The 12,473-nt window shown below is 59.4% G+C and carries 9 protein-coding genes and 1 pseudogene; 5 read left to right on the forward strand and 5 right to left on the reverse strand.

Going from position 1 to position 12,473, the window contains the following annotated elements:
* Positions 1–34: 34 nt before the first annotated feature.
* The 3 genes from iolB to AC1MEW_RS23920 form a co-directional block, all read right to left on the reverse strand.
* The gene (iolB, locus tag AC1MEW_RS23910) at positions 35–844 is read right to left on the reverse strand and encodes a 5-deoxy-glucuronate isomerase (protein ID WP_201257527.1); all 810 of its coding nucleotides are present in this window, start codon (positions 842–844) and stop codon (positions 35–37) included.
* On the reverse strand, positions 844–1,734 hold the full coding sequence (gene iolE, locus AC1MEW_RS23915) for a myo-inosose-2 dehydratase (RefSeq protein ID WP_480423799.1): 891 nt from the start codon (positions 1,732–1,734) through the stop codon (positions 844–846). Before iolE ends, iolB begins: the two co-directional genes overlap by 1 nt.
* A gap of 160 nt (positions 1,735–1,894) precedes the next feature.
* A complete protein-coding gene (locus AC1MEW_RS23920) occupies positions 1,895–3,832 on the reverse strand; it encodes a bifunctional 5-dehydro-2-deoxygluconokinase/5-dehydro-2-deoxyphosphogluconate aldolase (RefSeq protein WP_322268215.1) in 1,938 nt (645 codons plus the stop codon).
* A 309-nt stretch (positions 3,833–4,141) separates the two neighbouring features.
* Here AC1MEW_RS23920 and AC1MEW_RS23925 point away from each other — a divergent pair, with 309 nt between their 5' ends.
* From AC1MEW_RS23925 to AC1MEW_RS23935, 3 genes are read left to right on the forward strand one after another with little or no spacing between them, the layout of a single operon-like run.
* Positions 4,142–5,062: a MurR/RpiR family transcriptional regulator gene (locus AC1MEW_RS23925; protein WP_201257530.1), complete on the forward strand. Its 921-nt coding sequence runs from the start codon at positions 4,142–4,144 to the stop codon at positions 5,060–5,062.
* A gap of 60 nt (positions 5,063–5,122) precedes the next feature.
* Positions 5,123–5,734 carry a glutathione S-transferase gene (locus tag AC1MEW_RS23930; protein ID WP_201257531.1) on the forward strand — a complete coding sequence of 204 codons (612 nt, stop codon included), beginning with the start codon at positions 5,123–5,125 and terminating at the stop codon, positions 5,732–5,734.
* Between the two features lie 25 nt (positions 5,735–5,759).
* Entirely contained in the window at positions 5,760–6,863 is a 1,104-nt protein-coding gene (locus AC1MEW_RS23935) for a DNA alkylation repair protein (protein WP_480423801.1), read from the forward strand.
* Between the two features lie 289 nt (positions 6,864–7,152).
* Here the strand turns inward: AC1MEW_RS23935 and AC1MEW_RS23940 are convergent.
* Together AC1MEW_RS23940 and AC1MEW_RS23945 are read right to left on the reverse strand one after the other, a co-directional pair.
* Positions 7,153–7,514 (reverse strand): annotated as a pseudogene (locus AC1MEW_RS23940) (DUF6124 family protein).
* A gap of 420 nt (positions 7,515–7,934) precedes the next feature.
* Positions 7,935–8,831, reverse strand: coding sequence for a LysR family transcriptional regulator (locus AC1MEW_RS23945; RefSeq protein ID WP_322268212.1), 897 nt, complete (start codon positions 8,829–8,831; stop codon positions 7,935–7,937).
* Between the two features lie 132 nt (positions 8,832–8,963).
* Between AC1MEW_RS23945 and AC1MEW_RS23950 the strand changes: the two genes are divergently transcribed.
* Together AC1MEW_RS23950 and AC1MEW_RS23955 are read left to right on the forward strand one after the other, a co-directional pair.
* Positions 8,964–10,610 carry a GMC family oxidoreductase gene (locus AC1MEW_RS23950; RefSeq protein WP_480423802.1) on the forward strand — a complete coding sequence of 549 codons (1,647 nt, stop codon included), beginning with the start codon at positions 8,964–8,966 and terminating at the stop codon, positions 10,608–10,610.
* 197 nt (positions 10,611–10,807) lie between these two features.
* Positions 10,808–12,430, forward strand: coding sequence for an MFS transporter (locus tag AC1MEW_RS23955; RefSeq protein ID WP_322268209.1), 1,623 nt, complete (start codon positions 10,808–10,810; stop codon positions 12,428–12,430).
* Positions 12,431–12,473: the final 43 nt, after the last annotated feature.

Raw genomic sequence — 12,473 nt, forward strand, 5'->3', positions numbered from 1 at the left:
CTCCGTGAAAGTGTTGGAATTCAGGCTTTCTAATTCAAAGATCCAATAGCCAACTGTGCTGCGGATCGTTATGGAACTGCCAGACGCGTTTCGGCCCAGCCATCACGTTCAGGTAGTACGACTCGTAGCCGTACGGCACGCTGACCGGGTGGTAACCCTTGGGCACCACGACCAGGTCGCTGTTTTCCACGGCCATGGCTTGATCGATGCTGCGGTCGTCGGTGTAGACCCGCTGAAACACAAAACCCTGGGGCGGGTTGATCTGGTGGTAATAGGTTTCTTCGAGAAAGCTCTGGTGCGGCAGGTCGTCGGTGTCGTGCTTGTGCGGCGGGTAGCTCGACGAGTGCCCGGACGGCGTGCGCACTTCCACCACCAGCAGCGAATGCGCGGGCTCGGTGTCCGGCAGGATGTCGCAGACGTAGCGAGTATTGGCGCCCTTGCCGCGCACGCTGCGCTTCATGGTGTCGGGTTTGATCAGGCGCGGACCGATGCCATTGCTCGTCGAACCCGGCGCAGCACACACAGCGATTTGCACATCGCTGAGCGCAACCACTTGCGCCTGACTGCCCGGCGGCAAGTAGGCGGCGAACGGCGATTTGTCTTCGAACACCGATTGGCGGTCGCCGAGGTTGTCCCAATCGAACGCGCCCTGCCCCGGCGCTTCGCCCTTGATGCTGACGCGACCGCTGAGCAGCACCAGGCACAGTTCTTTATCGCCCGCAGACACCGGCAAGGTTTCACCGAGGCTCAAGCGGTACGCGGCGAAACCGACGTATTCCAATTCACCTTTGCCCAGCTCGACCATGGTCCGGCCACGGGCATTGCTTTTGACCAGCAGGCTCATCACTTAGTCCTCTCATCGAGCAGTGCGCGCAGGGTGTCGAAGCCTTTTTTGGCGTAGACATAACTTGGCGCTACTGCCGGATCCTGTTCAGCTTCGACCACCAGCCAACCGTGGTAATCAGCGGCAAGTAACACGTCGAGCAAGGCGCCGAAATCGATGTCGCCATCGCCGGGCACGGTGAAGGTGCCGTTGATGATGCAGTCCGGAAAGCTCCAGAGGTTGTTGCGCGCCAGTTGCACCACCGGTTTGCGCACGTCCTTGAAATGCACGTGGCAGATTCGTTCGATGTGTTTGCGCAGCACCTGCAACGGTTCGCCGCCGCCCATGTAGCAGTGGCCCGAATCGAACAGCAGGCCGACTTCGCTGCCGGTCAGCGCCATCAGTTTGTCGATGTCGGCCGGGGATTCGACGTAAGCGCCCATGTGGTGGTGATACGCCAAACGCACGCCTTGGGACAGGGTGAAACGCGCCAGTTCAGTGAGTTTGTCGGCGTATTCCTGCCAGGCTTGTTCGGTATGGAAACGCGGGCGTTCGACCAGTGGAATGCGCTGGCCTTGAATCGAGTCAGCAACTTCGCCGTAGACCAGCACCTTGGCCCCGTTCTTGGCCAGCAGCTCGACGTGGCTGCCGATGGCGTCGATTTCTTCGGCCACCGAACGGCGGGCCAGACGGCTGGAGTACCAGCCGGAGACCAGCGCCAGATCGTAAGGCCGCAGCACGTCACCGACGCCTTTGGCATCCTTGGGAAATTTACTGTTGAGTTCGAAACCTTCGTAGCCGATCTCTTTGCCTTCGCTCAACGCGGTGCTCAGCGGCGTCTCGCCACCGAGGGACGGCAGGTCGTCGTTGCTCCAGGAGATCGGGTTGATGCCAATTCGGATAGCGGGCATGGCTGCACCTATTATTGTTTTTACAAATCAGTAAGACCGACGCTAATCCCCTGTGGGAGCGGGCTTGCTCGCGAAGGCGGTGGGTCAGGCAACATTGATGTTGAATGTGCCGGCCTCTTCGCGAGCAAGCCCGCTCCCACATTGGTTTTGCGGTGTTTCTTCAGGCCCGGGCCGTGCGCCAGGCATCGATCAGTTCGACAAACGTGCCCTGCACCTGGCGGATCAGCGTTTCATCGTCGATTTCACCGGCCATCCACGCGCGGCTCGGCTCCTGGAAGATCGTCCGGCCCACGGCAAACCCGCGACAGGTCTGGCTCTGGCTGGCTTGTTGAAAGCCTTCGGCCAAGGCTGCCGCCGGGGCATTCAGGCCCAGCAACACGACGCCGCGGCAGTACGGGTCACGCTCCTGGATCAGTTCGTCGAGCTGTTTCCATTCCTCGGCACTTTGCGCTTCGATCTTCCACCACGCCGGATAGATGCCCAGGTTGTAGAGGCGTTTCAGCGCGCGATAGAGCACGTCCGGGTGCGTCGAGGGGTGATCCTTGGGCGGGATGATTTCCAGCAGCAGTTCGTGACCGCTGACCTGAGACGCCTGATACAAACCCTTGATCTGCGCTTCCTGTTCCAGCCGCAACAGCGGCTCGTCGTCCGGGTGAAATTGCACCAGGCACTTGATGATTTGTTCTTGCGGCCAGGCAATCAGGTTGCTGCCGATGGAGCGCCCGTGCTCGAACGCCAGCGGCCGTGAACCCTGGACTTCCACCGGCCGCGCCACCCACCAGCCACGACCGGTCGCGGCGTTCAGCGAGTCCTGGCCAAAGCGTTGATCGGCCAGCAGCCCGACATCGGCTTCGATGCCCTGCGTACGCAAATCGGCTTCAACCCGTTCCACCGCTTTAATAAAGAGTTGTTTCAGTTCGCAGATCGCACTCAAGTCGCGACCGCCCTTGTGCGCCAGTTCCACCAGTTGCCCGCGATGGTCGAAGGCGAAGATGAACAGTTGCTTCCACTGTTTGCGCGGCACGCTGACCTGATGCAGGCGTTGCAGCGTCGCGTCCTGATCCGGCCGGGTGATCGGCACCGGGCTGTTGAACAGGTAATCGAGTTCAGCGCGGGTCGGCATCGCCGGGGCGCAGGCATGGCGCGACACCACCAGACCACCGCAAGCATTGGCCAACTGGCAGCAGCGCTCGTCGCTGGCGTCTTCGAGCCAACCGGCGAGGAAGCCCGACATAAAGGCATCGCCGGCACCCAACACATTCAGCACTTCGACACGAACACCGGGATAGATCGCGCCGTCTTCGAGACGCACCGGAATCACCCCGTGAATCACCGTGCAACCTTGCGGGCCGAGTTTGACCACCAAGGTCGCGGCGCTCAGACGCCGCACATTGCGCAGCGCGGTGAGCAAATCCTCGGAGCCGCCGGCAATCAGAAACTCTTCTTCAGTGCCGACGATCAAGTCGAAACGCGGGAGGATTTTCTGCACGTGCTGGCTGACATTCTGATCGGCGACAAAACGGGTTTCGCCGTCGGCCTTACCGGCCAGGCCCCAGAGTACCGGGCGGTAGTCGATGTCCAGAATACGTTTGACGTTGTGCTTCTCGGCGTAATCCAGCGCCTGAATGCTCGCCTTGTAGACGCCGTCAGTGGAGAAATGGGTGCCGGTGATCAGCAAGGCTTTGCTGGAGGCAATAAAGGCTTCGCTGATGTCTTCGGCCCGCAACGCCATGTCGGCGCAGTTTTCGCGGTAGAAGACTAAAGGGAAGGTTTCGCGGTCCTTGAGACCGAGCAGGACCATGGCGGTCAGGCGTTCCGGATCGACCTTGATGCCGCTGACGTCGCAACCTTCGCGGGCCAGGGATTCGAGCAGGAAGCGGCCCATGTGGTCGTCCCCTACCCGGCTCAACATCGCCGACTTGAGGCCCAGGCGCGCGGTGCCAAAAGCGATGTTGGCGGACGATCCACCGAGGTATTTGGCGAAGCTTGAAACGTCCTCCAACCGCGCCCCGACTTGCTGCGCATAAAGGTCGACGCCAAGGCGCCCCAGGCAAATCAGATCCAATTGACGCCCACTGGCAAAACGAGTCTGGCCCATGCTGGCTCCTGTTATTTTTATCAGCCTGCGTTCGGGACGATGGCCGTGCCGAACACTCTTGGTGGATGCAGACTAAAACGTCTCGGACTGAATAATCAATATTTATTCTATATATTTTTTACGTGGAATATTTTTTCCAATAAACTCTGAACGAGCGCTCCAGACACAGTGCATCGTTTCAGCAAGTGTCTGTCGATCGGCAAGCTCAAGATTTTATTCCGGCCTACCCTGTAGACTGCGCACAGCCAACCTATTGTCAGGGGATGACCTTTTCGTCATTCCTATAAGAACAAGCCAGAAGGATCCTTTATGTCCCGCACCGATCAGCCGGCTACCACCGAGAGCACGCCCGAGAGCGACCTCCCCAGCCCCCCGATCAATGCCGAGCGTTTGCTGCAGCTGATCACCAACGAATACGAAAGCCTGCCGCGCCAGCTCAAACGCATCGCCAGCTACATGAGCCAGCAAAGCGACCGGATCATGGTTGATCGCATCAGCGACATAGCCCGTGAGTGCGAAGTGCACCCGTCGGCCATCGTGCGCTTCTCCCAGCGCTTTGGTTTCAGCGGTTTCAGCGAAATGCAGGCGTTGTTCCGCGAGGCCTACACGCACAAAACCACGCCGGTGCAGAACTACCAGCAGCGCATCCGCAGCATGATCGCCAACAAGTCGCAGAAGGCCAGCGGCGGCGACCTGGCGCGCGAATGCGTCAACGCCACGCTGTCGGGCATCGAACGGCTGGGGATGGAACTCGACGACGTCGCCTTCGACAAGGCAGTGGATCTGGTGGTAAATGCCGACAACATCTACGTGGTCGGGGTGCGCCGCTCGTTCGCGGTCGCCGACTACCTGGTCTACAACCTGCAACACACCAACAAGCGTATTCACCTGGTTTCAGGGCTTGGCGGCAGCTACCGCGAGCAGATGCGCAGCGTGCGCGCCAATGACCTGGTGATCGCCATCAGCTTCACGCCCTACGGCAAGGAAACCCAGCACTGCCTGCGCATCGCCCAGCATCATCAGGCGAAAACCTTGATCATCACGGATAGCAACCTTTCGCCGCTGGCCAAGCGGGCGAGCACGGTGTTGCTGGTGAATGAAGGGAGTTCGTTTGCGTTTCGTTCGCTGAGTGCGACGTTGTGTTTGTGTCAGGCGTTGTTTATTGCGGTCGCGTATCGGTTGGAATTGAAGGTGGATGAGATTCATGAGCAGGTCGGTTTCGAGGACTGACAATTCCTTCAAGCTCGGATAGGTTATGCCCTCTCCCAGTTCGACTTGAAGGAACGTGTCATGAAACTGATCGGCATGCTGGATTCGCCTTATGTACGGCGCGTGGCCATTTCTGCCCAACACTTGGGCATCGCGCTGGAGCACGACTCGGTGTCGGTGTTCCGGCATTTCGAGCAATTCCAGCAAATCAACCCGGTGGTCAAGGCGCCGACGTTGGTGCTGGATGACGGTGAAGTGTTGATGGACTCGACGCTGATCATCGACTACCTCGAAGCCCTCGCCGGGCCTTCGAAAAGCTTGATGCCGAGTGATCTGAAGCAACGGGCGCGCTCGTTACGGGTGATCGGGTTGGCGCTGGCGGCGTGCGAAAAATCGGTGCAGCTTTACTACGAACGGAATCTGCGGCCGGCGGATATTCAGTATCAGCCGTGGGTTGAGCGGGTTGAAGGCCAGCTCGCTGCGGCCTATTCAGCGCTGGAGCGAGAGCTTGAAAAGCAGCCGTTGGTGAATGGCAGCGCGATTGCGCAGGACGGAATCACCGTCGCAGTCGCCTGGAGCTTCACCAACCTAGTGGTGCCGGATCAAGTCGATGACTCGCGCTTCCCGCACATCGCTCAATTCACCGCGCAGGCAGAAAAGCTTGAGGCGTTCATCAGTACCCCGATAACCTGAGCCGCCCATCGTCCCGGACTCGCTCATGACCACCGCTGACACCTCTGCCCCGGCGTTGAAGGAAATCTTCAACGCCGAGCGCCTCAAGCACATCGCGAAAGAGATGACGGCGGTTTACCCGGCGTTCAACGCCAAGGCCTTTCTGAAAATGGCCAATGAAGGCCTTGCTGAATTGTCGATCATGCAGCGCATGGCGCGGGTCAGTGAGTGTCTGCATGCGGTGCTGCCGCTCGGATATGAAGAGTCACTTGAGGTGCTGCGTGCCCTGGCCCCTCGGCTGAACAGTGGTTTTGTCAGTATCTCGTTGCCGAATTATGTGGCGATGTATGGCGCTCATGATTTTGAGCAGTCGATGGAAGCGCTCAAGTTTTTCACCTCGTTCGGTTCTTCCGAGTTTGCAATCCGGCATTTTCTGCGCAGTGATCTTGAACGTTCATTGGCGCTGATGGAGGTCTGGTCGCAGGATGAAAACGAACACGTTCGGCGGCTCGCAAGCGAAGGCAGTCGCCCGCGATTGCCGTGGTCGTTTCGATTGGAACCGGTTCAGGCTGACCCGAGCCTGGCAGCGGTGATCCTCGATAATCTCAAGGCTGATGAAAGCCTGTACGTGCGCAAGTCCGTGGCCAATCACCTTAATGACATCACCAAGGATCATCCGGAGTGGGTGCTGGATTTGATTGAAGGTTGGTCGCTGGAGAACAAGCACACGGCCTGGATCGCCAAGCATGCGCTGCGTAGTTTGATCAAACAGGGGAATCAGCGGGCGTTGGCGGTTAATGGCGCGGGTGGCAAACCCGAAGTTGAGATTATTGGCGTGAAGGTTGAACCGGCGGTGATTCGGCTCGGGGAGAAAATCACTTTGTCGTTTACCGTGAAATCCACGGTGGCGGAGAGTCAGCGGCTGGTGATCGACTATGCGATTGATTACGTCAAAGCGAATGGCAGTACTTCGGCGAAAGTGTTCAAGCTGAAGGCACTCACCCTGCCCGGTCATGCCAGTGAATTCGTTAGCCGTGGGCAGCAGATCAAGGAACTGACCACACGCCGGCATTACGCCGGCAAGCATGCAGTGCACATCATGGTGAATGGCGAACGGCTGGCCAGCACCTCATTCGAAATCCTCCCCTGATATCAATTCTGATCGCTGAACACTGTGGCGAGGGGGCTTGCCCCCGTTGGGCTGCGCAGCAGCCCCAATAAAGCTGACGCGGTCTTTCAGAAAGAACTCGATGACCGATTTGGGGCTGCTTCGCAACCCAACGGGGGCAAGCCCCCTCGCCACAGAGTGTTTCATCAAGAGACCGAACTATTTTGAGGTCTGGAGGAGCAAAGCTTGCTCGCGAAAAACGATAACGCGGTGTGTCAGACCTGACGCCTTCGCGAGCAAGCTTCGCTCCTACAGGGGAAATGCCGGGCTATCAGCCTGGCTTGTGGTTATCCAGCACCCGATTGCCCACTAACCCACTCAACATGATCGCCTGTTGCAGCATCAGCATCTTATTGCGCTGCGGGCCGTCCATTAAGCTGGCGATCTCACTCGCCATGTCGCTGGCCGAGCCCAGCGATTCGCAGGCTTGGACCAGCAGCGTTTCGTCATCCACCGTGGGGTCGATGAGGAGGAGGATGCCCGGCTTGCGGGGCGGTATCGGCTCTTTCAGCGCCCCGGGGTTGAGGTAGAAGTTGAGCGCGCGGTCTGCCGCCTCTTTCAGTTTTTTGGGGTCAAGAGAGGCGTCGAAGGGTACTGGATCAAGAGTTGGGGATTCGGCGTGACTTTGAACATGGATGAAACTCCTTATGCCGTTAGTAAAGGAGCCAACCAACCTCGCTACCAAACGAAGGGTGGTGGCCATACGCAGGTTGGTAGACCGGGACATAAGGAAACCGGCGCACCCAAAGGTGCCCTGCGCATGACCACCATAATGCCGAGACGAGAAACGCCACGAATGGTGATGCTATGCGGTTCTTACATCCGGGCTACCAAACCCGATCACTGTTTTTCAGTGACCGGGAAACGATATAGCCCGCCATGTAGACGCACAAGCCGGCGGATTCTGTCTTAGGCGTAGGTAACGGCGCAAGGCGTTGTAGCCTTTAGGACGTAACCGCGAGTGTCTTTAAACAGGCGCCGTTAAACATGTTTATGCGGTGCGCCAGACCTGACGCCTTCGCGAGCAAGCCCGCTCCCACAGGGAATTTGCAATTACAGGGGATTGGGGCCTAGAAGCAGGCCCTGCTCGCGCTCACACAACTCCACCACGTAATCCCACAACACCCGCAACCTCACCGACTTGTGCAACTCCCGCCGCGTGCTGATCCAGTAGCTGCGCTGAATGCTCTCATCCGGCAGCAACGGCACCAGTTCCGGATCGGCATTGGCCATATAACAAGGCAACACCGCGATCCCCAACCCCGAACGCGCAGCCTGATGCTGGGCGATGACGCTGGTGCTGTGGAACACGACCTGGGGGTTGCGACAGAAGCTGTTGAGAAACATCAGCTCCTGGCTGAACAGCAGATCATCGACGTAGCCGATCCACGCATGGCGGCCGAGGTCTTCGCGGCTGCGCAGCGGTGGTGCCTTGTCGAGGTAGGCCTGGCTGGCGTAGAGCGCCAGGCGATAGTCGGTGAGTTTGCGGGTGACGAGCATGTCGGCGGCCGGGCGTTCGAGGTGGATGCTGATTTCGGCTTCGCGGTTGAGGATGCTGACGAAGCGCGGCACGGCGACCAGTTCCACTTCGAGCCCTGGGTAGCGTTCGAACAGGCCGTTCATGCGGCTGGCGAGGAACATGATGCCCAGTCCTTCGGTCACGCCGACGCGGATTTTGCCCAGTGGCGCTGTGGATTGGGTGATTTCTTCCTGGGCCAGCAGCGCGACGTTTTCCATGGCTTCGGCGTGTTTGAGCAGCGCTTCACCGGCCGGGGTCAGTTGATAGCCTTGGGCGTGCTGGACAAACAGCGCGGTGCCGAGGCTCTTTTCAATCGCCTCGATGTGCCGGGCCACGGTGGCGTGGGTGGTGTTCAAGCGCCGGGCAGCGGTGAGCAAGCGGCCGCTGCGCTGCAATTCGAGAAAAAACCGCAGGTCATTCCAATCGAACATGAATCTTCCTTGGGGCTACGCTGATAGAAGCACTGTCTAAAAACGCACAGCGGCTGCGCAAAATCTAACATTCTTTATACGAAAGCTAACAACTAGGATGACCCCAACAACAAAAACAATCAGAGGTAAGGGATGCAGACTTCCCTAGATGAATTCGATTACATCGTGGTCGGCGCCGGGCCGGCCGGGTGTTTGCTGGCCAATCGATTGTCCGCCAACCCGCAACACCGGGTGCTGCTGCTCGAAGCCGGCGGCCGCGATAACTACCCGTGGATTCACATCCCGGTGGGTTACCTGTTCTGCATCGGCAACCCGCGCACCGATTGGTGCTTCAAGACCGAAGCGCAACCCGGTCTGCAAGGTCGCGCACTGAGTTACCCACGGGGCAAAGTGCTCGGTGGCTGCTCCTCGATCAACGGCATGATCTACATGCGCGGCCAGGCTGGCGATTACGATGGCTGGGCGGCCGAGGGCAATCCGGGCTGGTCCTGGAAAGACGTATTCCCGCTGTTCAAACAAAGCGAAAACCATTTTGCCGGCGACTCGGAATTTCACGGCGCTGCCGGGGAATGGCGCGTGGAGCGTCAGCGGTTGTCGTGGCCGATTCTCGATGCATTCCGCAGCGCCGCCGAGCAAAGCGGCATCGCCAGCATCGATGACTTCAACCAGGGCGAGAACGAAGGTTGCGGCTACTTCCAGGTCAATCAGAAGGCCGGGATTCGCTGGAACGCAGCCAAGGCGTTTCTCAAACCGATCCGTCATCGCGCCAATCTCACTGTTTTGACTGATGTTGAAGTCGATCGCGTATTGCTGGAAAACGGTCGCGCTTCGGCGGTCCTCACCCGTTGGCAGGGCCAGGCGAAAACCTTCAAGGCGCGCAGGGAGATCGTTTTGTGCGCCGGCTCCATCGGTTCGCCGAGCATCCTGCAACGCTCCGGGATCGGTCCGCGTTCGCTGCTGCAACGTTTGGGGATCGGCGTTGCCAATGAACTGCCGGGGGTTGGCGGCAACCTGCAGGATCACCTGCAACTGCGGCTTATCTACAAACTGGAAAACGCCCGCACCCTGAACCAGATCGCCGGCAGCGTGTGGGGCAAGATGGGCATGGGCCTGCGTTATCTGTATGACCGCAGCGGGCCGTTGTCCATGGCGCCGAGTCAGTTGGGCGCGTTTGCCCGTTCGGGGCCGGAGCAGACTTCGGCGAATCTTGAATACCATGTGCAGCCGCTGTCGCTGGAGCGTTTTGGCGAGCCGTTGCACCCCTTCCCTGCGTTCACCGCGTCGGTCTGTGATCTGCGCCCGCAGAGCCGTGGCCGCATTGAAATCCGCAGCGCTGACCCGCAGGAAGCGCCGCTGATTCAGCCCAATTACCTGAGCCATCCCGAGGATTTGCGCATCGCGGCGGACGCGATTCGCCTGACACGCCGCATCGTTGCCGCGCCGGCCCTGGCGGCGTTCAAACCGGTTGAGTATTTGCCCGGTGACAGTTTGCAGAGTGAAGAGGAATTGCACGAAGCCGCTGCGCGAATCGGCACGACAATTTTCCATCCGGTGGGCACTTGCCGGATGGGCAGCGACGCGGATGCGGTGGTTGATGCGCAGCTCAACGTCCACGGCATTCCTGGCCTGCGCATCGCCGACGCCTCGATCATGCCGCGCATCACCTCGGGCAACACGTGTTCGCCTACGCTGATGATTGCCGAGAAGGCTGCGCAGTTGATCCTTAACCCCGGCACAAGAAGCCTCAATCCACAGAAGGAACTGCTGAGTAACGCTTGAATCACACTGTGGGAGCGAGCTTGCTCGCGATAGCGGTGTGTCAGGCAATATCTCTTTGACTGGAAGACCGCCATCGCGAGCAAGCTCGCTCCCACAGGATCGATGTACACCCCGATTTATGGAAAAACGCGGCACCCGCCCACAAGGCCGGCGCCGACAGTGGAACAACAAAAACAATCACTGTGAGGGATACCGATATGTCAGAACACGTTCAGCCTCTGGAAGCCACGCGCAGCGCGGGCGTCAGCAGCGGCACCAAGAAAGTCATCTTCGCCTCGTCCCTGGGGACGGTGTTCGAGTGGTATGACTTTTTCCTCTACGGCGCCCTCGCGGCGGTGATCAGCAAGCAGTTCTTTGCCGGGGTCAACGACACCACGGCGTTCATTTTTGCGCTGATGGCGTTTGCCGCCGGGTTCATCGTGCGGCCGTTCGGTGCGCTGGTGTTCGGTCGGTTGGGGGACATGATCGGGCGCAAATACACCTTCCTCGCAACCATCATCCTCATGGGCCTGGCGACGTTCTGTGTCGGGTTGCTGCCGACCTACGCCAGCATCGGCATCGCCGCGCCAATCATTCTGGTGCTTCTGCGCATGCTCCAGGGCCTGGCCCTCGGCGGCGAGTATGGCGGCGCCGCGACTTACGTCGCAGAACATGCACCGATGGGCAAACGCGGTTTCCACACTAGCTGGATTCAGTCCACGGCCACCCTCGGCCTGTTGCTGTCGCTGCTGGTGGTGCTCGGTTGCCGTTACTTCACCGGCGACCAGTTTGAAGTTTGGGGCTGGCGCATTCCGTTCCTGTTTTCCATCGTGCTGCTGGGCATCTCGACCTGGATTCGCCTGAGCCTGCACGAGTCGCCAGCCTTCGTGAAAATGAAAGAGGAAGGCAAGCTCTGCAAGCAACCGCTGCGCGATTCCTTCGGCAAATGGGAGAACCTCAAAGTCGTACTGATTGCGCTGTTCAGCATCAACGCCGGGCAAGCGGTGACCTTCTACGCTGCGCAGTTCTACGTGCTGTTCTTTCTCACCCAATTCCTGAAAATGGACCCGGCGCTGGCCAACAGTTTGCTGATTGTCAGCGTGATCATCGGCGCGCCGTTCTTCATCTTTTTCGGCTGGCTGTCGGACAAGGTCGGGCGCAAACCGGTGCTGATGATTGGCCTGTTGCTGGCCACCGCGCTGTACTTCCCGATCTTCAAGACCCTGGCCCACTACGCCAACCCGGCCATCGACCAGGCCAGCCATCAGGCACCGATCACCGTACTGGCCGACCCGGCCACTTGCACCTTCCAGTTCGACCCGGTGGGCAAGGCGAAATTTGATAGCCCGTGCGACAAGGTCAAAACCTTTCTGGTCAAGCAGGGCCTGCCCTACACCAGTGCGGCGGCCCCGGCAGGCAGTGGCGTGCAGGTCAGCGTGGGTGACGTGAAGATCGATGGCTACGACGAAGCGGCCCTGCGTGGCGCGGTGACGCTGGCGGGTTATCCGTCGCAAGCCGACACCCAGCAGATCAACAAACCGATGATCGTCGCGCTGATTGTCGCGCTGATCATCATCTCCGCCATGTGCTACGGCCCGCTGGCGGCGCTGATGGTCGAACTGTTCCCGACGCGCATCCGCTACACCTCGATGTCCCTGCCCTACCACATCGGCAATGGCTGGTTCGGCGGGTTCCTGCCGACGGTGTCGTTTGCGTTGGTGGTGTACACCGGGGACATTTTCTATGGGCTTTGGTACCCGGTGGTGATTACCGGGGTGAGCCTGATTGTGGGGCTGATTTGTTTGCGGGAGACGAAGAACGTGGATCTGGATACCAACTGACGGAGCCTGAGTTTACTGCAACCCCCTGTGGCGAGGGAGCTTG

The organism is Pseudomonas sp. ASL4 (assembly GCF_056680395.1).

Excerpts from the sequence above, each read along its gene's own strand:
- AC1MEW_RS23930 (WP_201257531.1), top strand. The coding sequence starts at position 5,123 with ATGAAACTGATCGGCATGCTGGATTCGCCTTATGTACGGCGCGTGGCC.
- AC1MEW_RS23955 (WP_322268209.1), top strand. The coding sequence starts at position 10,808 with ATGTCAGAACACGTTCAGCCTCTGGAAGCCACGCGCAGCGCGGGCGTC.
- AC1MEW_RS23920 (WP_322268215.1), bottom strand. The coding sequence starts at position 3,832 with ATGGGCCAGACTCGTTTTGCCAGTGGGCGTCAATTGGATCTGATTTGC.
- AC1MEW_RS23945 (WP_322268212.1), bottom strand. The coding sequence starts at position 8,831 with ATGTTCGATTGGAATGACCTGCGGTTTTTTCTCGAATTGCAGCGCAGC.
- AC1MEW_RS23925 (WP_201257530.1), top strand. The coding sequence starts at position 4,142 with ATGTCCCGCACCGATCAGCCGGCTACCACCGAGAGCACGCCCGAGAGC.
- AC1MEW_RS23950 (WP_480423802.1), top strand. The coding sequence starts at position 8,964 with ATGCAGACTTCCCTAGATGAATTCGATTACATCGTGGTCGGCGCCGGG.
- iolE (WP_480423799.1), bottom strand. The coding sequence starts at position 1,734 with ATGCCCGCTATCCGAATTGGCATCAACCCGATCTCCTGGAGCAACGAC.
- iolB (WP_201257527.1), bottom strand. The coding sequence starts at position 844 with ATGAGCCTGCTGGTCAAAAGCAATGCCCGTGGCCGGACCATGGTCGAG.
- AC1MEW_RS23935 (WP_480423801.1), top strand. The coding sequence starts at position 5,760 with ATGACCACCGCTGACACCTCTGCCCCGGCGTTGAAGGAAATCTTCAAC.